Origin of the sequence: Acidianus infernus (assembly GCF_009729545.1) — an archaeon.
GTDB lineage: Archaea > Thermoproteota > Thermoprotei_A > Sulfolobales > Sulfolobaceae > Acidianus > Acidianus infernus.
The window spans coordinates 774,635-800,350 of record NZ_WFIY01000004.1 but is presented as its reverse complement, the minus strand read 5'-3'; the positions used below and the strand labels follow the sequence as shown (position 1 = coordinate 800,350).

The 25,716-nt window shown below is 33.2% G+C and carries 33 protein-coding genes and 1 tRNA gene; 19 read left to right on the top strand and 15 right to left on the bottom strand.

Annotated elements, in window-relative coordinates; translation table 11 throughout:
- Positions 1-12: 12 nt before the first annotated feature.
- Entirely contained in the window at positions 13-420 is a 408-nt protein-coding gene (locus D1867_RS04940; protein ID WP_155863040.1) for a hypothetical protein, read from the bottom strand.
- A 27-nt stretch (positions 421-447) separates the two neighbouring features.
- Positions 448-732 (bottom strand): TIGR00304 family membrane protein, encoded by a 285-nt coding sequence (locus D1867_RS04935; RefSeq protein ID WP_240872161.1) that lies wholly within the window; start codon positions 730-732, stop codon positions 448-450.
- 41 nt (positions 733-773) lie between these two features.
- On the opposite strand from D1867_RS04935, the gene D1867_RS04930 reads away from it, so the two are divergent.
- Positions 774-1,670, top strand: coding sequence for a translation elongation factor (locus D1867_RS04930; protein WP_155863039.1), 897 nt, complete (start codon positions 774-776; stop codon positions 1,668-1,670).
- Here the strand turns inward: D1867_RS04930 and D1867_RS04925 are convergent.
- Positions 1,668-1,740 (bottom strand) — tRNA-Gln (locus tag D1867_RS04925). The two genes, D1867_RS04930 and D1867_RS04925, sit on opposite strands and share 3 nt — an antisense overlap.
- Positions 1,741-1,888: 148 nt before the next feature.
- Here D1867_RS04925 and D1867_RS04920 point away from each other — a divergent pair.
- The gene (locus D1867_RS04920; RefSeq protein WP_013775484.1) at positions 1,889-2,803 is read left to right on the top strand and encodes a transcription initiation factor IIB; all 915 of its coding nucleotides are present in this window, start codon (positions 1,889-1,891) and stop codon (positions 2,801-2,803) included.
- A gap of 28 nt (positions 2,804-2,831) precedes the next feature.
- Here D1867_RS04920 and yciH read toward each other — a convergent pair whose 3' ends face one another.
- Positions 2,832-3,134: a stress response translation initiation inhibitor YciH gene (gene yciH, locus D1867_RS04915; RefSeq protein ID WP_152939917.1), complete on the bottom strand. Its 303-nt coding sequence runs from the start codon at positions 3,132-3,134 to the stop codon at positions 2,832-2,834.
- Positions 3,135-3,219: 85 nt separating this feature from the next.
- Here yciH and D1867_RS04910 point away from each other — a divergent pair, with 85 nt between their 5' ends.
- Complete coding sequence (locus tag D1867_RS04910) at positions 3,220-3,366, top strand: DNA-directed RNA polymerase subunit P (RefSeq protein WP_013775486.1); 147 nt, start codon at positions 3,220-3,222, stop codon at positions 3,364-3,366.
- On the opposite strand, the gene speB is transcribed toward D1867_RS04910, so the two are convergent.
- Positions 3,353-4,237 (bottom strand): agmatinase, encoded by an 885-nt coding sequence (speB, locus tag D1867_RS04905; protein ID WP_155863038.1) that lies wholly within the window; start codon positions 4,235-4,237, stop codon positions 3,353-3,355. The genes D1867_RS04910 and speB overlap by 14 nt on opposite strands.
- Before the next feature lie 52 nt (positions 4,238-4,289).
- Between speB and glyS the strand changes: the two genes are divergently transcribed.
- From glyS to D1867_RS04875, 6 genes are read left to right on the top strand one after another with little or no spacing between them, the layout of a single operon-like run.
- Complete coding sequence (glyS, locus tag D1867_RS04900; protein ID WP_338077964.1) at positions 4,290-6,002, top strand: glycine--tRNA ligase; 1,713 nt, start codon at positions 4,290-4,292, stop codon at positions 6,000-6,002.
- A complete protein-coding gene (locus tag D1867_RS04895; protein ID WP_155863036.1) occupies positions 5,989-6,339 on the top strand; it encodes a hypothetical protein in 351 nt (116 codons plus the stop codon). The genes glyS and D1867_RS04895 overlap by 14 nt, the downstream gene beginning before the upstream one ends.
- A complete protein-coding gene (locus D1867_RS04890) occupies positions 6,339-6,743 on the top strand; it encodes a hypothetical protein (protein WP_155863035.1) in 405 nt (134 codons plus the stop codon). Before D1867_RS04895 ends, D1867_RS04890 begins: the two co-directional genes overlap by 1 nt.
- A 7-nt stretch (positions 6,744-6,750) precedes the next feature.
- On the top strand, positions 6,751-7,389 hold the full coding sequence (locus D1867_RS04885) for a DUF47 family protein (RefSeq protein WP_155863034.1): 639 nt from the start codon (positions 6,751-6,753) through the stop codon (positions 7,387-7,389).
- Complete coding sequence (gene endA / locus D1867_RS04880; protein ID WP_155864391.1) at positions 7,389-7,940, top strand: tRNA-intron lyase; 552 nt, start codon at positions 7,389-7,391, stop codon at positions 7,938-7,940. The genes D1867_RS04885 and endA overlap by 1 nt, the downstream gene beginning before the upstream one ends.
- Positions 7,941-7,976: 36 nt before the next feature.
- Positions 7,977-8,375, top strand: a complete 399-nt coding sequence (locus D1867_RS04875) for a hypothetical protein (RefSeq protein WP_155863033.1) — start codon at positions 7,977-7,979, stop codon at positions 8,373-8,375.
- On the opposite strand, the gene D1867_RS04870 is transcribed toward D1867_RS04875, so the two are convergent.
- Positions 8,338-8,970: a UbiX family flavin prenyltransferase gene (locus D1867_RS04870; RefSeq protein WP_155863032.1), complete on the bottom strand. Its 633-nt coding sequence runs from the start codon at positions 8,968-8,970 to the stop codon at positions 8,338-8,340. The two genes, D1867_RS04875 and D1867_RS04870, sit on opposite strands and share 38 nt — an antisense overlap.
- Complete coding sequence (locus tag D1867_RS04865) at positions 8,922-9,110, bottom strand: hypothetical protein (RefSeq protein WP_155863031.1); 189 nt, start codon at positions 9,108-9,110, stop codon at positions 8,922-8,924. Before D1867_RS04865 ends, D1867_RS04870 begins: the two co-directional genes overlap by 49 nt.
- 90 nt (positions 9,111-9,200) lie before the next feature.
- On the opposite strand from D1867_RS04865, the gene D1867_RS04860 reads away from it, so the two are divergent.
- From D1867_RS04860 to D1867_RS04835, 6 genes are read left to right on the top strand one after another with little or no spacing between them, the layout of a single operon-like run.
- The gene (locus D1867_RS04860; RefSeq protein WP_155863030.1) at positions 9,201-9,995 is read left to right on the top strand and encodes a sulfide-dependent adenosine diphosphate thiazole synthase; all 795 of its coding nucleotides are present in this window, start codon (positions 9,201-9,203) and stop codon (positions 9,993-9,995) included.
- A 25-nt stretch (positions 9,996-10,020) separates the two neighbouring features.
- Complete coding sequence (locus tag D1867_RS04855) at positions 10,021-10,377, top strand: 30S ribosomal protein S24e (RefSeq protein ID WP_155863029.1); 357 nt, start codon at positions 10,021-10,023, stop codon at positions 10,375-10,377.
- Positions 10,346-10,549, top strand: a complete 204-nt coding sequence (locus D1867_RS04850; protein WP_420809274.1) for a 30S ribosomal protein S27ae — start codon at positions 10,346-10,348, stop codon at positions 10,547-10,549. Before D1867_RS04855 ends, D1867_RS04850 begins: the two co-directional genes overlap by 32 nt.
- 3 nt (positions 10,550-10,552) lie before the next feature.
- Positions 10,553-11,548, top strand: a complete 996-nt coding sequence (gene kae1, locus D1867_RS04845; protein ID WP_155863028.1) for a KEOPS complex N(6)-L-threonylcarbamoyladenine synthase Kae1 — start codon at positions 10,553-10,555, stop codon at positions 11,546-11,548.
- On the top strand, positions 11,509-12,186 hold the full coding sequence (locus D1867_RS04840) for a Kae1-associated kinase Bud32 (RefSeq protein WP_338077962.1): 678 nt from the start codon (positions 11,509-11,511) through the stop codon (positions 12,184-12,186). The genes kae1 and D1867_RS04840 overlap by 40 nt, the downstream gene beginning before the upstream one ends.
- On the top strand, positions 12,149-12,712 hold the full coding sequence (locus D1867_RS04835; RefSeq protein WP_155863026.1) for an XTP/dITP diphosphatase: 564 nt from the start codon (positions 12,149-12,151) through the stop codon (positions 12,710-12,712). The genes D1867_RS04840 and D1867_RS04835 overlap by 38 nt, the downstream gene beginning before the upstream one ends.
- On the opposite strand, the gene D1867_RS04830 is transcribed toward D1867_RS04835, so the two are convergent.
- Positions 12,703-13,677 (bottom strand): aldo/keto reductase, encoded by a 975-nt coding sequence (locus D1867_RS04830; RefSeq protein ID WP_338077961.1) that lies wholly within the window; start codon positions 13,675-13,677, stop codon positions 12,703-12,705. The genes D1867_RS04835 and D1867_RS04830 overlap by 10 nt on opposite strands.
- 57 nt (positions 13,678-13,734) lie before the next feature.
- Here D1867_RS04830 and ubp point away from each other — a divergent pair, with 57 nt between their 5' ends.
- A complete protein-coding gene (gene ubp, locus D1867_RS04825) occupies positions 13,735-14,058 on the top strand; it encodes a UBP family nucleoid-associated protein (protein ID WP_152939944.1) in 324 nt (107 codons plus the stop codon).
- Here the strand turns inward: ubp and D1867_RS04820 are convergent.
- The 5 genes from D1867_RS04820 to D1867_RS04800 all read right to left on the bottom strand — a co-directional run bounded on the left by D1867_RS04820 (position 14,044) and on the right by D1867_RS04800 (position 17,213).
- On the bottom strand, positions 14,044-15,009 hold the full coding sequence (locus tag D1867_RS04820; protein WP_338077960.1) for a V0D/AC39 family V-type ATPase subunit: 966 nt from the start codon (positions 15,007-15,009) through the stop codon (positions 14,044-14,046). The two genes, ubp and D1867_RS04820, sit on opposite strands and share 15 nt — an antisense overlap.
- Positions 15,006-15,338, bottom strand: a complete 333-nt coding sequence (locus tag D1867_RS04815) for a hypothetical protein (protein ID WP_155863025.1) — start codon at positions 15,336-15,338, stop codon at positions 15,006-15,008. The genes D1867_RS04820 and D1867_RS04815 overlap by 4 nt, the downstream gene beginning before the upstream one ends.
- A 10-nt stretch (positions 15,339-15,348) precedes the next feature.
- Positions 15,349-16,140: a tRNA (adenine-N1)-methyltransferase gene (locus D1867_RS04810; RefSeq protein ID WP_155863024.1), complete on the bottom strand. Its 792-nt coding sequence runs from the start codon at positions 16,138-16,140 to the stop codon at positions 15,349-15,351.
- 134 nt (positions 16,141-16,274) lie between these two features.
- Positions 16,275-16,421: a ribbon-helix-helix domain-containing protein gene (locus tag D1867_RS04805; RefSeq protein ID WP_013775506.1), complete on the bottom strand. Its 147-nt coding sequence runs from the start codon at positions 16,419-16,421 to the stop codon at positions 16,275-16,277.
- A 63-nt stretch (positions 16,422-16,484) separates the two neighbouring features.
- Positions 16,485-17,213, bottom strand: coding sequence for a TrmB family transcriptional regulator (locus D1867_RS04800; protein WP_155863023.1), 729 nt, complete (start codon positions 17,211-17,213; stop codon positions 16,485-16,487).
- A 47-nt stretch (positions 17,214-17,260) separates the two neighbouring features.
- Between D1867_RS04800 and D1867_RS04795 the strand changes: the two genes are divergently transcribed.
- Positions 17,261-17,590 carry a 30S ribosomal protein S25e gene (locus D1867_RS04795; RefSeq protein WP_155863022.1) on the top strand — a complete coding sequence of 110 codons (330 nt, stop codon included), beginning with the start codon at positions 17,261-17,263 and terminating at the stop codon, positions 17,588-17,590.
- Here D1867_RS04795 and D1867_RS04790 read toward each other — a convergent pair.
- Both D1867_RS04790 and rgy read right to left on the bottom strand, forming a co-directional pair.
- Positions 17,574-18,440, bottom strand: coding sequence for a carbon-nitrogen hydrolase family protein (locus tag D1867_RS04790; protein WP_155863021.1), 867 nt, complete (start codon positions 18,438-18,440; stop codon positions 17,574-17,576). The genes D1867_RS04795 and D1867_RS04790 overlap by 17 nt on opposite strands.
- A gap of 5 nt (positions 18,441-18,445) precedes the next feature.
- Complete coding sequence (gene rgy / locus D1867_RS04785; protein ID WP_155863020.1) at positions 18,446-22,144, bottom strand: reverse gyrase; 3,699 nt, start codon at positions 22,142-22,144, stop codon at positions 18,446-18,448.
- Between the two features lie 52 nt (positions 22,145-22,196).
- Between rgy and D1867_RS04780 the strand changes: the two genes are divergently transcribed.
- Entirely contained in the window at positions 22,197-24,449 is a 2,253-nt protein-coding gene (locus tag D1867_RS04780) for a CDC48 family AAA ATPase (protein ID WP_155863019.1), read from the top strand.
- Positions 24,446-25,693 carry a 2,3-bisphosphoglycerate-independent phosphoglycerate mutase gene (locus tag D1867_RS04775; RefSeq protein ID WP_155863018.1) on the top strand — a complete coding sequence of 416 codons (1,248 nt, stop codon included), beginning with the start codon at positions 24,446-24,448 and terminating at the stop codon, positions 25,691-25,693. Before D1867_RS04780 ends, D1867_RS04775 begins: the two co-directional genes overlap by 4 nt.
- Positions 25,694-25,716 lie beyond the last annotated feature (23 nt).

The following is a 25,716-nucleotide window of genomic DNA, read 5'->3' as shown; positions in this document are numbered from 1 at the left end:
TACGATAATAAACTACAACTTTACTCCTAATATCTCTAGAAATTTTAATGCACAATCCTTTATTCTTCCCTCGGTAGACTTATCTATAGAAATTTGCTTATTATAAGTAGTATAACCGTTTTGACTAATAAATGCAATAACATCGACTGAATTGTAATAGAATTTTACATATAACATATCGGAATAAACTATGGAAATTATGCAAGGGCATAAGTTAAGCAATTCCTTAACTTTTAAAGAATACTCTTCAGCTATTTTCATCTTCTCTTCGCTCACTTCTTTTTTAACAAACTCAACTCCATCGTATTCCCCTACCTTAATTTCTCCGTTAAGCATTATGCTATCAATTCCATGCTTTCTAAGTTCTATCATAATGACTTCTTTACCTTTTATTTTAAGCTTAGAAACGCTTTTAGTCATTTCGCATAATTTTTAGCTAAAAGAAAATTAAATTTCTGGCCTCTGACTCCATTTCCTGAACATATAGAAAGTTAATATGAAGAAGATTATTGCAATTACCGTGAAAATTATACCAAAAATTGTTAAAGGCAATAATTCATTCTTTGGGCCCACTCCGAAGAATATTGGGAAAGGACCTATTAATACTAGTCCTCCTACAGCAGTGCTAGAAGTACTCGGCGTAGAGACTGTACAAGATAAAGCTGAGATGAAGAGTAGTGCAAAGCCTATAAATATTAAACTCATCCCTACGCCGATGACGGATAATTTCATAATATTATTTATGATACTAAGGTTTATAACGGTGTTGATAATTGTATTACGGCAACATTATAAGTGTACTATCTTCAGACAAGGAAAAGGCAGGAAAATTAGCTGAAAGTTTAGGAAAACTTCATGAAAATGAGAAATTGAGAATTTATTATAGGAAAAAAGGAGATTATATAAGGTCAATCCTAGTACCTACAGAATATCCAGAAAAGATTCTTCAAGCTGCTGAGGCAGTTAGTCTTTCATCGTATTGCGTACTTTATTTGCCTATAGTTCCTTCTTGGACAGAAGGAGAACTAGCACTTTTAATTACATCTGCAGGTTGTAAAGGAGAAATAATAACTGAAATGCCAGAAAGTGATGTAAGAAAATTATTCAAAGGCTTACCCCTAGAGGAGTTCCCTATTCACCAGACTCCTGAGGAATTTGAAGGAAAAGAAGAAGATAAGGGAGTAGTTTATATAGATAAAGCATTCGTAGTGAAAGGTGTTGGAGTAGTAATTACTGGATTTTCCTATACTCAAGTTAAAGTACATGATAAATTGAAAGTTATACCGCAGAATAAAGAAGTTGAGATAAAGAGCATTCAAGTTCTTGATGAAGATCAAGAGGCTGTAGATACCGGAATCAGAATAGGTTTTGCGTTAAGAAATGTAAGAGAAGACGAAATGAGGGACGCACTGCTTTTAGTTAAGAGCGAAGTAAAGACTGTAAAGAGTTTCTCAGGAGAAATCTTCCTATTCCCTTGGGCTAAAATCGAGTCCGGAAGTTACCATTTAGTCGCAGATGGAGTATCAGTAATGGCTAACTTAAAGATTAATGGGAGTAATGTGGATGTTGAGCTGAGTAACGAAATGCCATTACCTAAGAGGTTTATAATAGTCAATGTTAACGCAAAACAAGGTAAACCGAGGATTGCAGGTTATATAATACCAAAGTAGCCGGGCAGGGATTCGAACCCTGGTCGACGGGGCCAGAGCCCGCCATCCTTGACCGCTAGACGACCCGGCTAAGATTTAAATTTTTAAATATAATATTAAAAGCTTTTTCCGTGATCTGAAATTCATAGATTAAAAACATGACGGAAAAACTTATAAATTATGTAATCGAAAGATTTAAAAGGGTTTCGGAGAATGTTCAAGCTTAAGGTGACCTACTTATGAGTGATAAACCTCAAGATAACATTTGCCCTCCAGATAAAATAGTTTTTGATGCTGATAGAGGAGAATACATATGTACAGAAACGGGAGAAGTGATTGAAGAAAGAATTATTGACCAAGGCCCAGAGTGGAGGGCTTTTACTCCAGAAGAAAAAGAGAAAAGAAGCAGAGTTGGTGGGCCTCTGAACCAGACTATTCATGATAGGGGATTATCCACACTTATAGATTGGAAAGATAAGGATGCTATAGGGAGGAATTTAGATCCAAAAAGGAGGCTTGAAGTACTAAGGTGGAGAAAGTGGCAAATAAGAGCTAGAATTCAATCATCTATTGACAGGAATCTTGCTCAAGCAATGAATGAATTGGAAAGAATTGGTAATTTATTAGGTTTGCCTAAATCTGTTAAAGATGAAGCTGCATTAATATATAGGAAAGCAGTAGAAAAGGGCTTAGTTAGAGGAAGATCAATAGAAAGCGTTGTTGCCGCATCCATTTATGCTTCTTGTAGGAGAATTAAAATTGCAAGGACTTTAGATGAGATTGCCCAATATACCAAGGCAAATAGAAAAGAAGTAGCTAGATGTTATAGGTTATTACTAAGAGAGCTAAATGTGGAAGTACCAGTATCGGATCCTAAGGATTATGTAACTAGAATAGGATCTTTATTAGGACTTAGCGGCGCTACAATGAAACTAGCTGCGGAGATCTTAGAAAAAGCTAAGAATGCCGGTTTAACTGCAGGGAAAGATCCTGCAGGTTTAGCTGCAGCAGCAATCTACATTGCTGCATTAATGAATGATGAGAGAAGGACACAAAAAGAAATAGCTCAAGTAGCTGGAGTTACAGAAGTAACCGTAAGAAATAGATATAAGGAACTTATTCAAGAATTAAAAATAGAAATACAAAATCAATAACTTTTATAATCTTAAAATTTATTTTTATTTATTCTATTACCATTATATTTTCTGCTGGAAATCCTAATTTTACTAAAATGTCCTTAACTTTTTCTCTATGATCTCCTTGTATTTCAATTCTCCCATTTTTTACCGTGCCTCCTGCAGCTAATTTTGACTTAAGTTCTGAAGCTATCTTTTTTAAGTCAGCATCATTACTACTTATCCCTTCTATTACAGTAACTTCTTTACCATAACGTCTTTTCTCTAACTTTATTTTTATAAATTGTTCTTCTTTATTTAATTGTTCACATATATCTGGTGGAAGTCCTCCACACAAGTTGTCTGCCATGTTTCTAATTAAGAATTATAAAAACTCCTTTTTGAGCTTTTCTATCCACATTAAATTTAAAACTTCTTAAAGATAAGCTTTTGTTATGGACAAATATAGGTGTGGTAGGTGTTGGAAAACTTTTGATGATGATAAATTAAAAGTTTTACCTGGAGTTAGATGCCCATACTGTGGGTATAACATAATATACATGATAAGAAAACCAACTATCAAGGTAATTAAGGCAATTTAGATTTTATTATTGCACTCGTCTCCATTATAATTTTTGCAGCTAATACTGATGTGATTCCAGAAGGATCGAAGGGAGGAGATACTTCTACTATATCGAAACCAACTATTCTTTTATCCGCAATTAATTTTACTATATCTAGAATTGTAGTGGGTTTTAATCCTTCAGGCTCAGGAGTAGCTACACCGGGTGCATAAGATGGGTCTATAGAATCCATATCGTATGTTATGTATATTCTTTTACATTCTTCAGTGAAATTAATAATCTTTCTAGCCACCTCCTTATAGCCTAATAGTTCTACATCCCAAGATGTTATAAATGGGACTCCTGCTTTTCTTGCATATTCTAATTCTTCTTTACTAACAGCTCTATTGCCTATTTCCATGATTTTTATTCCTTTTTCACTTAATCTTCTCATTACGCATGCATGGTCGTATTTATATCCTAAATAATCGTCTCTTAGATCTAAATGTGCATCAAAACTTATTACACAATCAGCGCTTGTACCACTGGCCGTGCCAACCGTTATAGTATGCTCTCCTCCAATCGATACTACTATTTTACCTTTTTCTGAAAAATAGCTTACTACATCAGATATTCTTTTTACATTCTCCTCAACATTTGAAGGGTGTAAAGCTACATCGCCTATATCGTTAAATCCTACCTCTCCCATGTCAATTCCTGTCCTTAAGGAGTAAAATTCGATGTATTGTGCAGCATCTCTTATAGCAGATGGTGCAAAACGACTACCGGGTCTATAACTACTTGTTATGTCCATTGGAATTCCCAGTATTACAAAAGGAGAATTTTCTTTATTAAAACCTGCAAATTTCCTACTTACATCGTTCAAGTAAAGCAGTCTTGCATCGCTCATGCATATAACGGTTGTAATGAGGTTTATAAGCTTAATACAATAATTGGGTTATGTGAGCGAGGAAAAAGTTATAGAACTTGCAAAAAGGAGAGGAATTTTTTGGCCATCATATGAAATCTACGGAGGAGTAGGAGGATTATACGACATAGGACCTATAGGAACTAGGATAAAGAATAAAATAGTACAGTTATGGAGAAAGATCTTCGTTGAAGAGAATAGTGATTTTGTTGTAGAAATAGAGACACCAATGATAACACCAAAGAAAGTTTTTGAAGCAAGCGGTCACCTTGAAAATTTCACTGATCCTATAGTCGAGTGTAGCAAGTGCCATAGAGTATTTAGGGCCGACCACTTAGTAGAGGAAGTTTTAAAAATTAATGCTGAAGGGTTAAAAGCTGAGGAACTTACAAATTTAATAAGAGAAAAGAATATAAAATGTCCCGTTTGTGGTGGAGATTTAGGAGATGTTAGATATTTTAATTTACTATTCTCAACTAATATTGGCCCATACACTGGAAGTACTGGATTTTTAAGGCCAGAAACCGCACAAGGAATGTTTACTTCATTCAAGAGAGTTTACGAATCTACAAGGGAAAAATTGCCTTTAGGAATAGCACAAGTAGGTAGAGTAGCAAGAAATGAAATCTCGCCGAGACAGGGCTTAATAAGAATGAGGGAGTTCACGATAATGGAAATAGAATTTTTCATGGATCCTGAAGATACAGAAAACGTTCCTTTAGATAAATTTTCTGAAGACAAAATCAACGTATTACCTGCTGAAGCTAAAATAAAAGGAGATAAACCGTCAACTTTTAAGGTAAAGGAGCTCGTAGACGAGAAGATCGTTATAAATCCTTGGATGGCTTATTGGATGGCTACTGCTAATAAATTTGTAAGGAAGCTAGGTGTACCACTTGAAAGGGTTTACTTTGAAGAAAAACTTCCTTCAGAGAGAGCTCATTATTCTAGCCAAACTTTCGATCAAATGGTTATAGTAGGAGAAGATAAAGTCGAAATTTCCGGCCATGCCTATAGAGGAGATTACGATCTTTCAAGACATTCCAAGTTTAGTGGACAAGATTTATCAGTATTTAAAAAATATGATCAGCCTAAGATTATTAAAAAGAAAATAGTAATTATAAATAAGGATAAATTAAATAAAGAGAGCAAGGATTTCGTTAAAGAGTTAATGAAAAGGATATCATCATTAAAACCCGAAGAAGTCGAAAAAATTCTTGATGAAAAAATTGATGGAAAGGAAATTAAAGAATATGTAACTGTAACAGAAAGAGAAGAAAAGGAATCTGGCAAGAGATTCATTCCACACGTGGTAGAACCATCTTTTGGAGTAGAGAGGTGCTTATACATCTCAGTACTGAATGCTTACAGAGAAAAGAAGGATAGAATAGTATTGTCATTACCGAGAGAAATAGCTCCTTATGAAGTAGCTGTATTTCCGCTACTTGAAAGAGAAGAATTAATTAGTAGAGCAAGGGAAATTTATAACAAAGTTAAAGAAAAATTCGATGCAATATTTGATGATAGTGGCAGTATAGGTAAAAGATATGCCAGAGCGGATGAGATAGGTATTCCTTATGCTATAACTGTAGACCCGCAGACGTTACAAGATAATACAGTTACTATAAGAGATAGAGATACTTGGAATCAAATTAGAGTAAAAGAAGAGGAATTAATTAATACTTTGGAGAAGTTATTTAGTGGTGAAGAAATAATACCAAAGGGATCAAGCGATGAGTCAGGATAATTCTCAAAATGAGAAAAAAGTAGATATAAAATCATTAGTTAGTGTCATTCCACCTGCTTCCGCACTTAAAAATAGAGAAAGAGAACCTCCAAAAGAAAAGAGAGTTAAAGTTAGAAAGAAGCCGGAAGTTGATGAGGGAACCATAATAATTTCAAATAAATTAGTTTCACAAATGAATATTAAAAATGAAGTAGAAATTTCAGTGAAAGGAAAAAGACTAAGATTAAAGGTAATTTCTCAAGATGGGCTACAAGATATAGAAGTATGGGCAAATCCTTCAGATATGCTCAAACTTGGTTTAGAAGATAATAGTACTGTCACACTGAGGGTAGTATAATGAACGATAGTGACACTCAAGTTAATATAGCATTAACTCATTTCGAGACGTTGATAGAAGACCATTCCACATACTTAAACGAGCTAGAAAATCTAAGTGCAATTCCACAGATGGACATGGATAGAGTTATGAGAATCATAAAAAGAATGAGAAAGATAAGGAAGGATCTTGAACTTGGAATTAATACTATCCTTACTCACATTGATAGCGTTGGAAACTCAAGAATAAAAGAAGAGGCTATAGGAATAATAAGTTATTTAAATATAGTTGGATTTAAGGATGAAAAGGAGATCCTACAAAAACTTTCTACACAAGCAAAGGAAATGGGATATGATATAAATGTAGACGACGATATAAAGCAAATTGATAATATACTTTCTAAAATTTCTAAAATAAGTCTATAGTGAAATCATGAGCATAGCCAACATAACATTAGAAGAAAAATTACAACAAATAACAGTTAAACTTATTGACGAAACTAGAGCACTTTACGAATTCCTTACTGTAGATGATAATAAAATTAATCCTATGCAAATTTATGCGAAAATAAATGGAATAAAGGACAGCGTTGAAAATGAGAAGTACCTCACTGGAGAATATATAATGAAGGTAAGAGAAGGACTAGACTATGTAGACCTTTATATAGATATCTTGAATAATCTAGAAAAAATAGCACAAAATATAGATGCTGCAACATATAGGTTAAGTGTACTTCTAACAAGAAGTAGCAAAATTGATAATATAATGCACGGTTTAATTGTAGTAATGTGCGAGAAAATACTTGCTTCTCTTACCCATTTAATTGAGTCAATTAAAACACTGTCTTCAAATGCTAAGAAATCTATAGAATCTGCTAGAAATATCTTAAAATTAGAGGAAGACGTTGACGATTTATATAGAAATATTGAATTAAAATTGTTTGAAAAACCTCACGACGACCTTGTCTATGTAATGTTAATGAAAGATATTGCTGATAGATTAGAGGATAGCGAAGACCTAATTAGAGATTCAGCTAACTCTATAACATACATAGCCTTTAGTAGAACATGATGAGCATAAAAGGATATTTATTTGGCGATAAGATTGTAATCTTTGATATAAATGATAGCAAAAAATTATATTCTACTGGTTTTTATGGAAAGCCACTTGGGATAAATAAACCGAAGAAAGCCGAAGATATAAAATATCCATTGGAACTTTCTTTAATAGAAGGATTATATTTACTAAAGAAAGGCGAAATAGAAGTTATATATAATGGAAATAAGCTGAATGAGAATGATCTGTATGAAATTGGTAGAAAAAACATAGCAAGATTTGACAGCCTATTCATCGTATATTCAGACTTAAGAAATAAGGGATTTGTAGTTAGATCTGGAATAAAGTTTGGTGCAGATTTTGCAATATATACTTTAGGTCCTGGAATAGAACATGCCCCTTACGTAGTAATAGTTTTAGACGCAAACTCAACTCTTCTTGCAAATGAGTTGATGAGTTTCGGAAGAGTATCTCATAGTACTAGAAAGAAACTCATCTTAGCAATAGTTAATATGCTTTCGCCAAAAAATATAAGATACGTAATGTTTAAATGGGTGAAATTATAGAATAATATTGCATAACATGAAAAATGGGGGTTTTGATTGAGAAACTATTCTGGAAGGAGCTTTAATAAAGAAAGAGGACAAATATCCCAAAACGAGCCAAAACCTCTACCTTTGGGAGAAAAATGCAATTATCTATGCCCTTATTTTAGGTGTAATAAGAGAGCATTAATGATACAGACAAAATATGTAAAAGGTAGTCCATATAAAGTAGGCTTCTGCAGATGGGTTGGAGATACTTGTATCACTGGCGAATGCCAATACGCATATTGTGAAAAAAGAGCACTACTTCCGGGTAACAGGTGTGCTTTTGCTGTAAATAAAAGAACTGATGGAGACGATATGGAGAAAGAATTAAAAGAATCTGATGAGTATGAAGATAAGGTTAAAGATATCATATCTAAGAAACTTGGTAAGAAGGATCTTGATCTGATTTAGACCACCTTTTATATAATTCATTCCTTATTCCTAACAAGTCAAGAGCTTTTCCTACAATAAAATCTATTAAATCTTGAATTTTTGTCGGCTTAATATAAAAGCCTGGTGAAGCAGGCATTATAATCCCTCCCGCTTTAGCTATTTTTAATGCATTATATAGCTCTATTTGACCCAAAGGAGTTTCTCTAATTACTAGTACTAACTTTTGTCTACTCCTTAAGTAATTTATTGCAGATCTAGCAAGTAAATTTGAGGCAAAACCATGAGCTATATAAGCTAATGTGTTTATACTACAAGGAATTATAATCATCCCTTTTGTAGTTACAGTAAAACTAGAACTAGAAGTTGGAGCATCTATTTCATTCTCCATAAATATATTAGAAGTGAATTTTCTTACTTCATGAACCAAGTCTATACCGTTTTCTTTTTCAGCAACTTTTATTGCTGCATTAGTTATTATTACGTATTGGTCGTATCCATATTCATTTAGTACTTCTACTGCCCTTAAGCCATAAATTATTCCACTTGCACCGCTTATTCCTATTACTACCTTCTTCTTATTTGCTCTTGTCTTCTTAACCACTGTCTCATCCATGCTGTGTAACAAGAGTTACTACAAAATACTAAAGGTTTATTGTTACAGCAAGTTTTAACAACTATTGGATTTCCTCTTATTATCTTCTTACACCAGCTACATCTTATTTCGTTAATTTTAGTATCTAATTTTAATGGCATATTTCATTAACTTTATGAAGAATTTAAATATATTTCTTAAATGAACTCTATATAACTTAGTTTATAAGTAAGTTATTATGAAGTAAACACATGCAAAGCATAAGAATTAAACAAGTAAATGAAGTGAAAATAAGTAAATATATTCTAAAATACACTTTTGAAGATTGGAATAATTTAGTAGAAAGTGACGTAGTAATTGTTGGAGCTGGACCGTCTGGTATGACTGCGGCTTATTATTTAGCAAAGGCAGGCCTAAAAACTGTGATCTTCGAAAGAAGACTAAGCTTCGGAGGCGGTATAGGAGGTGGAGCAATGAATTTTCATAAAATTGTTATAGAAACTCCAGCAGATGAAATAATAAAGGAATTGAAAATAAGATACATAGAACCAGAAGAAGGAATTTTTGTAATAGATAGCTCAGAATTTATGGCTAAATTAGCTACCGCAGCAATAGATGCAGGTGCAAAGATTATTCATGGAGTTACTGTAGACGATGTAATATTCAGAGAAAATCCACTTAGAGTAGCTGGAGTAGCAGTAGAATGGACTTCAACACAAATGTCTGGTTTACACGTAGATCCATTATTTATCTCAGCAAAAGCCGTAGTGGATGCTACTGGACATGACGCAGAGATAATTTCTGTTGCGTCTAGAAAAGTTCCAGAGCTAGGCATATCTGTTCCTGGAGAGAAATCCGCATATAGCGAAATAGCTGAAGAGCTGGTTGTAGAAAATACAGGAAAAGTAGCTCCAGGCTTATATGCAACTGGCATGGCAGTTTGTGAAGTAAAATCCTTGCCTAGAATGGGGCCTATATTTGGAGCAATGATTCTTTCAGGCAAGAAAGTTGCTGAGGAAATAATTAAAGACTTGCGTAACTCTTAAATCTTATTTTTTATATTGTAACTCGATGAGTCAAGCTCAGCAAATTAAAATCTCGGATAAGATTCAAGGTGTAATAGAAAAAGATTTTGATAACAAGGTAATAGGAAGAAGAGAATTATCACTAAAATTATATCATATAGGTACTGGAACGCCGTCAAGAAACGAGATTAAAAAGGCAGTAAGTGAATTGCTTAACACTAAAGAAGATCTTATTGTAGTCAGAAAAATATTTACTAGCTATGGTGCTGGGATAAGCACTGCAAGAGTTCATGTTTATACTAATAAAGAAACTTTAGAAAAATACGAGCCTAAACATTTATTAACAAGAGGTACAAGCACAAAGAAGGAAGGTGAACAAGGTGGCGAAAAAGGAAGCAAGTGAAGTTAAGGCTTCAGTAAGACTTTATTACGAAATATCTGATGGAAAAGTAAAATTAAAGAACAAAAAGTGCCCTAGATGCGGTAGTGTAATGGCTCACCATTTAAAACCAGTTGAGAGATGGGCTTGCGGTAAATGCGGATATACAGAATTTGTTTCCTCGGGGAAAAAATAAGAAATGAAAGTTCTTGGTATTGAATCAACAGCACATACTTTTGGAGTTGGAATAGCAGAAGATAAACCTCCTTTTATTTTAGCTAATATTAGAGATACTTATATACCTAAATCTGGTGGAATGAAGCCTGGAGATCTAGCGAGGCATCATGCAACCGTTGCCCCAGATATACTAGCAAAGGCACTTGAGGAAGCAAAAACTACTATAGAAGATATTGACGGAATAGCAGTAGCATTAGGACCAGGAATGGGACCTGCTCTTAGAGTCGGTGCAGTAGTAGCTAGGGCGTTAGCATTAAAATATAATAAGAAGCTGATACCAGTTAATCATGGAATTGGACATATAGAAATAGGATATTTAACCACGGGTGCCAAGGATCCGCTTATTTTATACTTATCTGGAGGGAATACAATAATAACAACTTTTTATGAAGGGAAGTTTAGAATCTTTGGTGAGACCTTAGATATAGCTTTAGGAAATATGATGGACGTTTTTGTCAGAGAAGTAAATCTAGCACCACCGTATGTTGTTAATGGAAAGCATGTTATAGATATTTGTGCTGAAAATGCTAGAGATTTAATAGATTTACCATATGTTGTTAAAGGACAAGATATGTCATTCTCTGGACTGCTAACTGCTGCTCTGAGAGCTGCAAAAAAATATCCAATTCCAGATATTTGTTATAGTATTAGAGAAAACGCATTTGATATGCTTTTAGAAGCTACTGAAAGAGCATTAGCACTAACAGAAAAAAAGGAAATCATGGTAGTAGGAGGGGTCGCAGCAAGCGTTAGTTTACGTAGCAAATTGAATTTACTAGCAAAAGATTGGAATGTTGAAATTAAAATAGTACCCTCACAATTTTCTGGTGATAATGGCGCTATGATAGCTTATGCTGGACTTTTAGCCTTAAAGAGTGGAGTCACTATACCTATAGAAGAGTCGGTCGTAAAACCCAGGTGGAGAATAGACGAGGTAGATATTCCTTGGAGGAATTGAAACTACTTAAAAGAGGTGCAGAATCACAAATTTACGAAACGTATTTCTTAGGAATTCATGCAATAGTTAAGAAACGAATATCTAAAGCATATAGGGATCCCAAGTTAGACAGGAAAATAAATTTGGAAAGAACTATTATGGAAGCAAAGCTCATGTATAATGCATTAAAATCGGGTATAAATGTTCCTGCTATACTCTATATAGATAAGGATAATTTCTCAATAATAATGGAATTTATAGAAGGAATAACAGTAAAGGAAGTATTATGGAAAAACCTTTACGACCCAAAGAAGATAGGCGAAATGATAGGAGAAATAGCATTAAGATTACACAGTTCTCAAATAGCTCATGGAGACTTAACAACTAACAATCTTATTTTAAAAGGGAACCAATTATTCTTAATAGATTTCGGACTATCAAAAAGAAGTAACGATGTTGAAGATTTTGCCACAGATGTTCACGTGTTTTTAAGGTCTTTAGAGAGCGTTCATCCCGATAAAAAAGATGAAGTTTTTGAAGGATTTAAATTAACATATTCGAAGTTTAAGTTATATGAAAAAGTTATGGAGACTTTGAAAGATATTAGAATGAGGGGTAGATATGTTGAAGAAAGAAGAAGTAAAAGTAGTAACAGGTAATAAGAGAAAATTTGAAGAGATGAATCAAATAGCATTACAGTACGGTATTAAACTATCAATGATAAATTTGCCTAAATTTGAAATCCAGGCAGATAGGTTAGAAGATGTGGTTAGGCATGCAGCTTCAGTTTTTTATTCAATACTAAACGAACCTATAATCTTGGAAGATAGTGGCCTCTTTATAGAAGCGTTAAACGGGTTTCCAGGACCTTATACCAAGTTTGTGAAAAAAACGTTAGATATTAATGGCATTCTAAAACTTATGAAAGGCGAAAAAAACAGGAATGCGTATTTTAAAACTGCATTAGCCTATGTGAATGAGAATGAAATTAGAATATTCACTGGAGAAGTTTACGGTAAAATAGCAGAAGAGGCTAGAGGAAATAAAGGTTTTGGATTTGACCCTATTTTTATACCAGAAGGATCCGAGAAAACTTTTGCAGAGATGGAGATAGAAGAGAAAAATAAATACTCACACAGAAGTAAGGCTTTTAAAAAATTTCTTGATTATTACATTCATTTATAGATTTTAGTCTCTTCAATGCTTTCATCATTAAGTTTCTTATAATATTTCTCATAATAAGAAGAGATGAATGCTATATCCTCTTCTGTTAGATCTTCTAATTCTTCTGTCTTTACAAATTCCTCCAATTCTTTAACTGAAGTAATATTAGGAACCACTGTAGAAGCATTAGGATTAGCTAATACGAATTTTATAGCTAATTGAGATAACTTCATGCCTTTTGATTTCGCAAATTCTAACATTCCTTTGCTGTTATTTACTGCTTCTTCAATCCATTTAATGTTTTTTAGACTTCTATGAAGATTTTTATTCTCGCCTATTGGCCATTTATCTTCAATTAAAGCATCAGATGCGTGAGGAACTCTTACTACATTTCCTACTCTGTATTTAAGAAACTCTTTACCTGGATATTGTTCAATCATATTATAAATATGCTCTAAACCTTCATACCCCATTTTTATTGCTTCCAATCCTTCTTCTCCCCAGCCAAGTGTAGGACCTAGTGCAACTCCTATTGCTCTAACTATGCCGTCTTTTTTGAGTCCTTGCATAAAATCAAAGATTTCCTTATTCCTAATTACGTTCATTTTTGGATTATGCAACATAAGAATGTCAACATAATCTGTATTTAATCTTTTTAGTGATTCCTTTATTGCAAATTCTAAATAATCTATATTAAAATTCTGTTCTATCTTTCTCCCCTTTTTGTTATAAAAATCGTAACCTATCTTAGTTAAAATAACTATATTGTCTCTTTTATTTCCTAATACTTTAGCAAGCAATTCTTCAGCTTTTCCTTCACCGTAAATATCTCCAGTATCGTAAAAAGTTATACCTAGTTCATAAGCTTTTTTCAAAATCTCTTCAGCATTTACATTTGGAGCCCACCAGTCAGTAGCAAGACTCCATAATCCTACTCCAATTTCTGAGACTCTTATTCCGGTATGACCAAAGTCTCTTTCTCTCACGTTATACCACTACTAATAATTTTAAACATTCTTAAAAATAAAGGTAAACATCGATACATGCTTGTTAGACTAGAAGAAAAAGAGTTCGATAAAATATTTAGCAAATTAAAAGAGCAAGTATATGAATATAACTCTAAAATTAGTGGAAGTGAAGTGTATTTGAAACCTTATCATGTAGTATATAAAAATGGTAAGAAATATATTTACATAGGAAAATATTGGTATAAACTGGAAAAATATAATGGGAAGATAAAATGGATATATCTTGGAAAAGAGAAACCCCTAGCTAATTTGCCAGATCCCCCCAAGTTTCCAGAATTTACTATAATAAAAGATGAAAAAAGTTACATTGTTGACGAGAAATTTTTAAATAATTTCTAATGAAAGTCTTGATTTTATAGCTTCTTTATTCATTTTTATTTTTAATCCATTTATTATTATTATTAGATCTTCCATGTCCAATTTTATTAGTTCGCTTATAGCCAAAGCAGTAACAGGAGTAAATGGAGAACCCATAAATGCATATATTGAAGCTTTTCTAGCTTCTATTCTAGCTAATCTATACAATGAATATAATGCGGAATATGCATCACCTAATTCGATATTCCTAGAGTATTGTGTTCTTCTTAATATATTGGCTACTTCTTCCATTTTTGAAGATTGCAAATCCCTTATAATATCTGGCAATATCTTACATGTTAGTGGTATTACTATCTTCTGCCTTATCGCTAAGCTGGCTGAGTAATAATCTTTGTATCCACATATTATTGCTTCTGCAGCAGCTTTCCAGTCACCTTTGAAGGTCTCAATTATTGACGATAGTCTATCGATAAAGTAAAAGTCAAGAAGAGACTCTAACTGAGATAAATTCTTTGGATTTTTTGATAGTGCATACTCTAACGCATTAGAATATATTGTTCCTCTTATAATACTCCTTAGTTCTTCTATAGTTGTTGGATTAGATTCATATATTTTCGATAGAAATACAATTTTTGATGGTCTTGATTTATTATATATTCCAGCAATTATTGATTTAAATTCGTCTAAAGTTAAATAATAATAATATAAATCTACAATGTCGTGAGCAGACTTAACTGAAGATGAAAAATTTAATATTTTATAAATTTGGTCAATTGCTCTTCTTTTTATTTCTATCTCAGCATCATCAAATGTTGCTGGAATATCTTCTATAAAGTTTCGTTCTTTTAATATACTTAATACATTTTTCCAATCATTCTCAGCTAATAGCTCTGTTACAAGACCTTTAGTTAATGTTGTCGATTTAAATAATCTAGAAATCGAGGAAATATATGCTAAAGAAGGAGAACTCACTTATATGCACCTTTAATTGCATTTAAAACTTCTGACACAGCTTTTTCCAAGTTTTTGTTAGCCTTTTCTTTTATTTCACTTATTTTCTTTTCCCTTTCATCAGCATACTTCTTTCTTAACCTATCTATTTCTTCTTGAGTTTCTTTAGAAATATTTGAAGAAATGTCATCAAAGATTTTCTTTACTTCTTTATCCATTTCTAGGCTTAGACTATAAGCTAAATCTATTAGTTTTTTTGCATCATCAGAGGTACTAGCTCTAATTTTATCTAAATCGTTTTCAAATTCGACTATAATCTTCGGATAAATTGAAAAGTTAGAATCGCTCATTTGATTATAATTATAGAGAAGTTCCTTTTATATATTTCCTGCCTCTAATTAGGTATCCAGTATGCATTACCCCAATGTTCTTTGGTCTAACAGCATTTTCCTTTACTTGGTATTCTCTGAGTATTAGTTCCTCGGCATGAATGTCTATAAATCCCTCATTTCTCATTTGTAATACAGTTTTCTCTATTTGATTTACTGTAGGAACGAATACTATAAGCGAGCCTGACGGTTTTAGTGCTTCATAAGCCTTTGATACAACGTTCCAAGGATCGGGCATATCTAAAATTACAGCAGAAACTTCTTTTTCATCTATTCCTTGTCTTATATCCTTAATTTTGAATTCTATTCGATCTAAAAGATTTAACATTAATGCATTTTGTTTAGCTTTATTTTGCATATCTTCTCTCACATCATAGCTTATGACTTTGCCGTTAGGACCTAAAAAATAAGCTAAAGTTATTGTTAAAAACCCAGATCCAGTCCCTGCTTCTACTACAGTATCTCCAGGCTGTATTCCAGAGGCATAAATTATATACGAAGCGTCCTTAGGATAAACAACTTGTGATGGTCTAGGTAAAGTAGTATATATATCCATAGGTGTAGGCTTTAGTAAATATGCCTCACCTTTTGATATTTTTATAATTTCACCATATTCTTTTCCTATTAGCTGATCATGAAGTATGTAACCTTTGTCAGTATCAAGTCTTTTGCCTTTTTTTACCTTAATTAGAAAAGCTCTCTTATTATCAATCCAAATTGTAACTGGATCGCCTTCTTGAATTGGCACATGTATAAATCTCATTATATTAAAAATGTTTATCTTCTAAAGGATAGTTGCACTAAATATAAATGAACAAAATTCAAAAAGCCATTTAAATTTTAACTTTCAGCATTGGTGTCTTAACTCATTATGTCGTTAATACCAGCCCTCATCATTCACTCTTTTATCCATAATTCCTTTCTAATAAAATCACCTATGGCTGCTCTAATTACTTCACTTCTTGATTCGTATCTACCCGTGTTTACTAATTCATCTATAGCTTCTAAGAATTGTTCCGGTAGTTTAACGGTTATTATTTTCATAAAGATCGATTATTCACCTAAGTTGAAAACTGCTTTTAAGAATTATTGCAACGTAATTTTTTCTTATTTTGCTTGAGTCCATAAATGGTTAAAATAAACGGTAGCGATGTCTACGATATACTTATGATTTGAGAATAAACCAGAAAGCTTATCTGCATTTTTAATTATTAACAAGACGGCTGTTGAAGTTATTAAACCACTACCAAACATGTTGCTCAATTTACGTATTTGCAGTCCAGAAATTTCAGGAATATTTATATCACTCTGAATTATTACTCTAAGATCTGGAGAAGTATAACTTTTCGCCTTTATAGCTTGTATTATATCTTCACTTAATAATTCTGGATAAGATATTGCAATTGAAACCTTATTGCCTTCATCGAGTATTTCATAAAATGTAGATTTAATCTTGTCTGAAGGTATCATAGTTATACTGTAAGTGGACGAAGGTGATAATAATGAGGATAATGGTTCTATGAATTCCTTTTCGAATTCATCTACTTTAATCTCAATCATTTTCTTAATACTAGCCCATAGATCTCTTAGAGGTATAGCCTCATAAACAGCTGGTTTTTTTCCTAATCTTTTAATCCATCCTCTTTCTTCCAGTTTTGTTAGTAAAGAGTAAATTTTTGTATAAGATATTCCTAGTCGCTCTGCTAACTGCCTTGCAGTCATCTGACCTTCTAATAACAATGTAGAATATATTCGTAATTCAGCTCTAGATATTCCTAAAATTGAAGCAAACCTAGAAACTCTTGCTAACGTATCTTCTAACGGATTACTATCCATTAAATTATTATAAGCCTATTTGCATTAAAGATTAATAGGTGTGCTAAATGGGTGGAGTATCGAAAAAGCCTATTAGTAACATTGAAAAAAGATTAAAGAGACAACAAGAAGAACAACAGCAGAAAGGTAAAAAGAAGATAAGTAAAACTGGTAGTGAAGTCATCTCAAAGAATATTCAAATTTCTGATGAAATGATTAAGAAAATCCAAGAAGAAATAAAAAGAGAAAAGATGATAACACCTTACGAACTAGCAACAAAAACTAACATAACCCTAAGTGTCGCAAAACGTATTTTAAAGGACTTAAATGCTCAAGGAGTAATAAAAGAAGCATTTAGAAATAGAAGAACTGCAATATATATTAACCCTCAGGCTTAGGAATAGGTTTTTCATTCATTTTAGTCTTTTTGATACTCTTGCAAAGTCCATAAATTATTGGCTCTATCCCATTCAACCTTGTATTAACTCCTTCTTTATTCTGTATTATCATAGAACTTTCTACGAGGACTATAGAATCCTCATCTTCCGCTTCCTTATAAACTAAAGAGTCTGGAGTAGCTATAAATGTCGGCGTATATCCTACTATTTCTCCATCTTCGTTCTCTATAATTTCTCCGTTTATTAGGTATGAAATTCCATTTTCAACGCTTCTAGTTATTGCTACATACTTTATCAAGTCCTGTTTTTTATTAACTGGCCTAGTGGTACCTATTATTAACTGTGAACCTCCTAATGCTAAGATTCTGCTAATTTCTGGTGAAAATAAGTCATCTTCAGATAATACTCCATACTTTTTATCTAAAACTACATAAATTGGTTCTTTACCTCCAGATATTCCGAGCTTTACGTCTTTTTCTGACATCATTATCTTCCTATATTTACCTATTATTTCTCCATCCGGAGAAATAACTAGTGTAGTTAAAAATATTTTAGGTCCTGCTTGCTCTAAAAGGGGACCAGCTATTAAATGTATTTCACCTTCCATGGCCAATTTTACCAAGATGTCAGTAGAATTGCCAGGTATTTTCTCTGCAAGATTCTTTACTACACTCCTCATTTTCTTCTCGTTATTATATATTTCAAATGTGTTACCGACTGGAAATAACGAGGGGAGAATTATTAACTTTGCTCCTCTTTCTTTTGCAGTTTTTATTAATTTCTTTGCTTTTTCTATATTATGTTTTCTAGACATCTCTTTGAGTTTTAAATACGTTAACGAGATTAGCATAACTTTCACCCAATACTTTGTATTTCATCATATAATTGTTTTAATACTTGTCTATAATCTTCTTTACCGTCTTCTATAAGATCCATTAATTCAAGTAATTGTCTTGTTCTTTCTTCCGACACGAACTTAAAGTATTTACTCGTTAAAAAGTTATACACGTTAATCCCTAATTTAGATGGAACAAGTCTTTTAACTTTTTTGCTCTCTAACATATATCCTCTTTTGAGCAATGTGGCAATAATTGTAGCATACGTACTAGGTCTACCAATTTTCTTATTCTTCATCTCAGTTATAAGTTCGCCTTGAGTATAAAGTTGATAATCACTTTTTACAAATGAAGATACTATACTTCCTGTAAATTCACACTGGCTCGAATTGCTACATTCTTCTAGCTTCTTTATAGTATCTGCATAAGAAGAATCCCTACTAGCAAAATAAGACCTTGGATAATATAATGACAGTTTTCTTACGTCTATTCCCCCAGGTAAAGAGACATTAGTTATTAACTCAATTTCTGGATTTTCTACTTTAAGTTCTTTGCCATTGCTCAAAACTTTAATATTAAATTTCAATTTATCAACATTTAATGGTACAATTTGACTAGATATAAATCTGGAAAATATAAGACCATAAATTCTATAATGATTTAAAGTAAGCCTTTTAGGCAATTCTAATTCACCTTCTTCTATTAAAGCTCTTAATTGATTCTCATCCAGTGGTCTAGTAGGTCTAATAGCCTCATGCGCTCCACCTTCTCCCCAAGTTCTTGGCTTAAATATCTCCTTATATTTATCTTCAAGGACTTCTTTTAGATAATTCTCCGCAACTGCAATTCCTGTATTCGAGATTCTAGTACTATCTGTTCTATGATATGTTATTAGACCCATTTCAAAAAGATCTTGGGCTACTCTCATCGCTTCTGGAGCAGAAATTCCATATAAATTGGATGCATCAGAAAGCATCTCGTCAGTTGTATATGGAGGCATAGGACCAAATGTTTCTGATGACTTTGATATATTATAAACTACAACTTTAACATCATTTCTGTCTAAGTCTGCTTGCTTAGGGACAAGAACTGAAAGAGAATTAAGGAACTTAACTACAAATACCATCCTTTTAGTTTCATTATACTTATTATACCTGTTTATAACCCATCCTAATACTGGCGTTTGAACTCTTCCCGCACTTAAGTTTTTATTCTCTCCACAGTCAGTTCTCTTTAATACATCAGAGCAATATTGTGGCCAAAAAACAGTTTGTAATTTAGTTGATAGACTAAAACCTATCCATCTATCCTCGACTCTCCTTACAACTTGGGACTGTAACAGCGGTATAGAGAATTGCCTAGAATTATTTATTGCTTCTACTATTGCTCTCCTAGTAACTTCGTGAAATTCTGCTCTTTTTATATTTGGATTATAAGGTTTTAAAGCCAAATATAGATCCCAAGAGATTTTTTCTCCTTCTACATCAGGATCCGTTCCAATTAAGATTTCATCAGCTTCCAATGCTAGTTGTCTAAACGAATTAATAACATCAATCTTATCTTTTATAATAGTAGATCCACATGTTGGGCACTTATTACCTTCGGCATATTCAGTGAATTGATGGCCATTATTACACCTCTTTATTGTGTTATAATATGGTATAAACTCTAGGTTCGAATTCTTTCTCACTTCTATTCCATGAATTCCTATATTTTTAGTAGTTAGATCATAAACATGTCCTCCACTTGCAGTAACCATTAATACTTTATCACCTATTACAGTCTCGTATATTATTGCTCCATTGAATACTCTTATACTCGGTTTAGAGAAAAAGTTAGATATCGTTCTGGCCTTATTAGGAGATTCAACAATAAATAACACTGTCTTTATATTTTTAACTGAAGTTGAAGTTAAAAGGCCTTCCTTCTTTATTTTTCTTATTTTCTCTCTTTCAGAATCAATTCTCTTAAGTATTTCATGTAAATTATTATTTCCTATTTTATCGTTATCTATATCAAATGGATTCCAGGTTACTTCATCTAAAACAATAGATAGGCGTCTATTTAAGAGTTCAAATAATCTCGGATTATCTACTAGTAAAACAGATAGTCCAGTTGTTAATTCTCCCCCAAAAATCCTGGAAGTTCTACCACTAGCTTGAATATAAGTTAAATAATCGGGGGTTGAAATATACCCATTATTTATTGAAATTTCCCCTATTTCTGCAATTTTTTCTAGAATTTCCTCATTTCTTAAATACTTATTGGTTAAATCATATGCCTCTTGGATATACTTGTCTTCAATTTTACCACTTTTTACAGAATTTGCAAGCATTGCGAGTGCGGCAGGAGATATACGCCTTAGCTTATTCCTTACTATTCTTAATATCTTAGTTACCTCTTCGTCTTTAGTTACTAATGAGATAAGGGTAAGCATCTTTAACATAGCTAAAGGATGCATTGTCTCTCCTATCTTAAACCTAAATCTAGGAATTCCTGCAAATATTGCATACCTTATTCTCCAAGGTATATCTATTCCCCTTACTAGTATACCGTAATGAGTAGCTACACCTACTAGAACATCGATCTCTCCTTTCTCGAATTTATCTAATTTTGTAATAGACGTAGAAGAAATTGCTTCAGCCTTTAACCCAGAAATATTTGATGCTATCTCATTAGCAAAAGATACGCCTTTATCTATAGGTACAAAAATTAAACCTCCACTACCTAGCTTATTTACAATCTTATTTACAATGTCAATTATTTCTTCGTCAGTAGCGCTCGATAGCTGAACATAAGAATCTATAACATTTCTCAAGTATATTACTGCACTACCTGGCCTAAAGCCCATGAGTGCTGAGAATACTGGATTACCTTTGGTTATAGTTGCGGAGGAAAATATAGCAATCTTATCCCCAGTTTTTTTCTCTCTAATCTTTCTTATTTCGTCATATACTTCCTCACTATTTTTAGATTTTCTTAATAATTCTCTCACATTTTGAATATCGTCTTCTGTAAATCCCACTAATTTTAATACAGCGTTTGCACTTTTACTTGATTTTAAAACTGAATCTACGTCATCTACAAATAGGTACTTATAATCTTTTGTTGATATATAATCAACATTATTAATTATATACCTAGATGTAGATACAAAAATGTCAAAGTCTCCAGATTCTAAAATCTTATTAAGTTCATCTTTTTGAGATTGAGTAATCCCAGAATAATAATATGCTAATTTCGGTACTTCTTCTAAATTTTTGCTCATTTCTTGTATTCTTTGAACAACTTGATTAACTAATGTCTTTGTAGGAAAAATCATTAGAGTTTTTCTTTGCTTTTCTGAAAAATACAAAGACATTAAAATTCCAAAGGTAGTTTTTCCTAAGCCGGGTGGTGCAATTATCGCAAAGCTTTCTCCTCTTAATGCTCTAACTATCCACGATCTCTGCGGTCCTAATGGTGGGGATCCTAGAACTCTCTTAAAAAGTCTTTCTACTTCTTTCAATTCTTTCAGTATTTCATACGACGAGCGTAAATTAATTAAGCTCTTGTTTTTTAATAGATATAAGGCCAAATCATACACTGAATTGAATTGAATATCTTCTTTTATGCATTTCTCGCACACTGAGCCTCTATACAGTCTATTAGCAGTTATCTCTCCTCCGCAATTAGGGCATGAATTCATATAAACTAAGTTAGGTAATTCTTCACTCATTACTAGTGATTCTGAATAAGACTTATTTAAAAGGTTTAGCTATAGCATATTGATGTCGACTCCAATTAAGCTTAAAGTTTCTGAGGCTAGACAAAGGGATGTAGGAAGAAAAATAGCTAGACTATCAGAAAATTTAATGACAAAGTTAAAAATAGATGCTGGAGACTACTTGGAGATAATTGGACCCTCTGGCTCTTCTTTGATTCAAGCAATGCCTGCTTATGATATTAACGACGACGAAATACGGATTGATGGTTATATAAGAAAAGCAATAGGGGCTAGCATTGGAGACGAAGTCGAAATAAGAAAAGCTACAGTAAATAAGGCTACTAAAATAGTATTAGCACCTACACAGCCAATAAGATTTGATCAAAGTTTTGTTGAGTACGTAAAGGATCAACTCATGTATAAACCATTGGTTAAAGGAGAGACAATCCCTATACCAATTTACACTGGTGTAATAGAACTTGTGGTAGTAAATACACAACCAAGCAATTACGTATTTGTAAGTTCAGAAACTCAACTAGACATTAAGGAAGAACCAGTCAAAGCTGAAACTACGTATGCTAAAGTTACGTGGGAAGATATAGGTGATCTAGAAGACGTCAAAGAAAGAATCAGAGAAATTGTTGAATTACCTATGAAACATCCAGAACTATTCCAGCGTTTAGGAATAGAGCCGCCTAAAGGAATACTACTTTATGGACCCCCAGGAGTTGGAAAAACATTACTTGCTAGAGCTTTAGCTAATGAAATAGGAGCGTACTTCATTTCAATAAATGGACCAGAAATAATGAGCAAGTTTTACGGAGAGAGTGAGGAAAGACTTAGACAAATATTTGACGAAGCAAATAAGAATGCACCATCAATTATTTTCATTGACGAAATTGATGCAATAGCTCCTAAAAGGGAAGAGGTCACAGGAGAAGTTGAGAAAAGAGTAGTTGCACAGTTGCTAACTTTAATGGACGGAATTAAAGGAAGAGGAAAAATAATAGTTATCGGCGCAACTAATAGACCAGATGCTATAGATCCTGCACTAAGAAGACCTGGAAGATTTGACAGAGAAATAGAAATAAGGCCACCAGATACAAAGGCTAGAAAAGAGATATTGCAAGTTCATACTAGAAGTATGCCTCTTTCAGATGACGTAAACCTTGATGACATAGCAGAAATGACTAATGGCTACACAGGAGCAGATTTAGCGGCTTTAGCTAAAGAGGCTGCAATGGTAGCATTGAGAAGATTTCTAGCTACCACTAAAGTAAACCTAGATCAAGGACAGATTCCTGCAGAATTATTAAAGGAATTGAAAGTTACAATGAATGACTTTCTAGAAGCAATGAAATCAATACAACCAACCTTGCTTAGAGAAGTATATGTAGAAGTGCCGAAGGTTAGATGGAGCGATATAGGAGGATTAGAAGATGTTAAACAACAATTAAGAGAAGCTATAGAATGGCAAATAAAGTTCCCAGACGTTTTTACTAAATCTGGAATTAGGGCTCCTAAAGGAGTTCTATTATTTGGTCCTCCAGGTACTGGAAAAACAATGTTAGCTAAGGCTGTAGCAACTGAGAGCGGAGCAAACTTCATTGCAGTAAGAGGGCCAGAAGTATTATCAAAATGGGTAGGAGAAAGCGAAAAAGCAATAAGAGAGATCTTCAGGAGAGCAAGACAAACGGCTCCAACGGTAATATTTTTCGATGAGATAGATTCTATAGCGCCTATGAGAGGTTTTGCTCATGATAGTGGCGTAACAGAAAGAATAGTTAATCAATTATTAGCAGAAATGGATGGAATTACGCCCTTAAATAAAGTCGTAGTTATAGCAGCAACTAATAGACCAGATATATTAGACCCTGCGTTATTAAGGCCAGGAAGATTTGATAGACTTATATACGTTCCTCCGCCAGATAAGAAGGCAAGATTGGAGATACTCAAAGTTCATACTAGAAATGTCCCATTAGCCGATGATGTTAACTTAGAAACATTAGCTGAAAAAACTGAAGGATATACCGGAGCAGATTTAGAGGCAGTAGTAAGAGAAGCTACAATGCTTATGTTACGTCAAGTATCTGCAACATGCGAACAAAAATCCAGAGAAGTCTGTACAAAGGATGGTAAATTTGTAGAAGAATGTTATAATAAGGAAATGAGAAATTGTATGAATAACTTTAACAGTAAAGTCTCAATGAAAGAGTTTGAAGAAGCTCTAAAAATAGTTTCTCCAAGCATAACTAAGGCAGATATTGAAAGATATGAAAGACTTGCCAAAGAATTAAAGAGGAGCGCTGTAGTATGAAAAAATATAAAATACTTTTAATTATTGCCGATGGATTAGGAGATAGGCAAGTTAAATCGCTAAGCAATAAAACACCTTTAGAAGTTGCAGATAAGCCTAACATAAAGGAATTACTTAAATCTTCACTAGTTGGTTTGATGGATCCCATAGGCCCTGGAATAGTAGCAGGCAGTGATACCTCACATATGGCAATCTTTGGCGTGGATCCTCATAGATATTATAGAGGCAGAGGTGCACTTGAAGCTTTAGGCACTGGAGCTTATCTTACTGAAGGAGATATAGCATTTAGAGGAAATTTTGCAACAGTAGATGAAAACATGAACGTAATAGATAGGAGAGCAGGTAGAAAGATTGATGAAAGTGAACAACTGGTAAATGAGTTAAATCAGAAAATAGGAGAAATAGATGGAGTTAAAGTTACCTTTTATAAAGCCACAGAACATAGAGTTGCTGTAGTACTCTCAGGAAAGGATCTTAGCGATAAGATCTCTGATACAGATCCACACGAAGTAGGACACAAGATTAAAGAATCTATACCGTTAGATAACTCGATAAGTGCGAGAAGGACTGCAGAAATTGTGAATAATTTAACAAAAAGAATTTATGACGTGTTATCAACTTCTGTATATAACAAGAATAGAATTGAAAGAGGGGAACCTCCTGCTAATATAATATTATTAAGGGGGGCGTCAAAGTTTGTTGAATTACCTAAGTTATATAATTATACTGGACTAAAAGGGGTAGCAGTATCGGCTACTGCCCTTATAAAAGGCGTGTGTAAAGCGATAGGAATGGACGTATTTACTCCAAAGGGCGCAACTGGAGGTATAGATACAAATTACGACGCTAAGGCAGATAAGGTTATAGAGCTCCTTAAAGATGATAAATACGACTTCATTTTCTTGCATATAAAAGCTACAGATGCCGCATCTCATGATGGAAAAGCTGAAGAAAAAGTTAAGGCAATCGAGAAAATAGATTATATAATAGGAAAGATATTAAATAATGTAGGAAGAGAAATAGTAATAATGTTCACTGGGGATCACGCCACACCGATAGAACTTAAAGAGCACTCCGGAGATCCAGTTCCAGTTCTACTTTACGTTCCAGACAATATAATTCCAGATTACGTAAGTGACTTTAACGAAAGAGAAGCTAGAAAAGGAAGTCTTAAGATAATAGGACTAGATGTAATGAACTTATTACTTAATTATTCCAATAGAGCAACAAAATATGGCGCATGAAGAAGCTCGAAAGGACTGATAGG

Coding starts and splice junctions, on each gene's coding strand:
- D1867_RS04940 (WP_155863040.1), bottom strand. CDS start 420: ATGACTAAAAGCGTTTCTAAGCTTAAAATAAAAGGTAAAGAAGTCATT.
- D1867_RS04935 (WP_240872161.1), bottom strand. CDS start 732: ATGAAATTATCCGTCATCGGCGTAGGGATGAGTTTAATATTTATAGGC.
- D1867_RS04920 (WP_013775484.1), top strand. CDS start 1,889: ATGAGTGATAAACCTCAAGATAACATTTGCCCTCCAGATAAAATAGTT.
- yciH (WP_152939917.1), bottom strand. CDS start 3,134: ATGGCAGACAACTTGTGTGGAGGACTTCCACCAGATATATGTGAACAA.
- D1867_RS04910 (WP_013775486.1), top strand. CDS start 3,220: ATGGACAAATATAGGTGTGGTAGGTGTTGGAAAACTTTTGATGATGAT.
- speB (WP_155863038.1), bottom strand. CDS start 4,237: ATGAGCGATGCAAGACTGCTTTACTTGAACGATGTAAGTAGGAAATTT.
- D1867_RS04895 (WP_155863036.1), top strand. CDS start 5,989: ATGAGTCAGGATAATTCTCAAAATGAGAAAAAAGTAGATATAAAATCA.
- D1867_RS04890 (WP_155863035.1), top strand. CDS start 6,339: ATGAACGATAGTGACACTCAAGTTAATATAGCATTAACTCATTTCGAG.
- D1867_RS04885 (WP_155863034.1), top strand. CDS start 6,751: ATGAGCATAGCCAACATAACATTAGAAGAAAAATTACAACAAATAACA.
- endA (WP_155864391.1), top strand. CDS start 7,389: ATGAGCATAAAAGGATATTTATTTGGCGATAAGATTGTAATCTTTGAT.
- D1867_RS04870 (WP_155863032.1), bottom strand. CDS start 8,970: ATGGATGAGACAGTGGTTAAGAAGACAAGAGCAAATAAGAAGAAGGTA.
- D1867_RS04865 (WP_155863031.1), bottom strand. CDS start 9,110: ATGCCATTAAAATTAGATACTAAAATTAACGAAATAAGATGTAGCTGG.
- D1867_RS04860 (WP_155863030.1), top strand. CDS start 9,201: ATGCAAAGCATAAGAATTAAACAAGTAAATGAAGTGAAAATAAGTAAA.
- D1867_RS04855 (WP_155863029.1), top strand. CDS start 10,021: ATGAGTCAAGCTCAGCAAATTAAAATCTCGGATAAGATTCAAGGTGTA.
- kae1 (WP_155863028.1), top strand. CDS start 10,553: ATGAAAGTTCTTGGTATTGAATCAACAGCACATACTTTTGGAGTTGGA.
- D1867_RS04835 (WP_155863026.1), top strand. CDS start 12,149: ATGTTGAAGAAAGAAGAAGTAAAAGTAGTAACAGGTAATAAGAGAAAA.
- ubp (WP_152939944.1), top strand. CDS start 13,735: ATGCTTGTTAGACTAGAAGAAAAAGAGTTCGATAAAATATTTAGCAAA.
- D1867_RS04815 (WP_155863025.1), bottom strand. CDS start 15,338: ATGAGCGATTCTAACTTTTCAATTTATCCGAAGATTATAGTCGAATTT.
- D1867_RS04810 (WP_155863024.1), bottom strand. CDS start 16,140: ATGAGATTTATACATGTGCCAATTCAAGAAGGCGATCCAGTTACAATT.
- D1867_RS04805 (WP_013775506.1), bottom strand. CDS start 16,421: ATGAAAATAATAACCGTTAAACTACCGGAACAATTCTTAGAAGCTATA.
- D1867_RS04800 (WP_155863023.1), bottom strand. CDS start 17,213: ATGGATAGTAATCCGTTAGAAGATACGTTAGCAAGAGTTTCTAGGTTT.
- D1867_RS04795 (WP_155863022.1), top strand. CDS start 17,261: ATGGGTGGAGTATCGAAAAAGCCTATTAGTAACATTGAAAAAAGATTA.
- D1867_RS04790 (WP_155863021.1), bottom strand. CDS start 18,440: ATGCTAATCTCGTTAACGTATTTAAAACTCAAAGAGATGTCTAGAAAA.
- rgy (WP_155863020.1), bottom strand. CDS start 22,144: ATGAGTGAAGAATTACCTAACTTAGTTTATATGAATTCATGCCCTAAT.
- D1867_RS04780 (WP_155863019.1), top strand. CDS start 22,197: ATGTCGACTCCAATTAAGCTTAAAGTTTCTGAGGCTAGACAAAGGGAT.
- D1867_RS04775 (WP_155863018.1), top strand. CDS start 24,446: ATGAAAAAATATAAAATACTTTTAATTATTGCCGATGGATTAGGAGAT.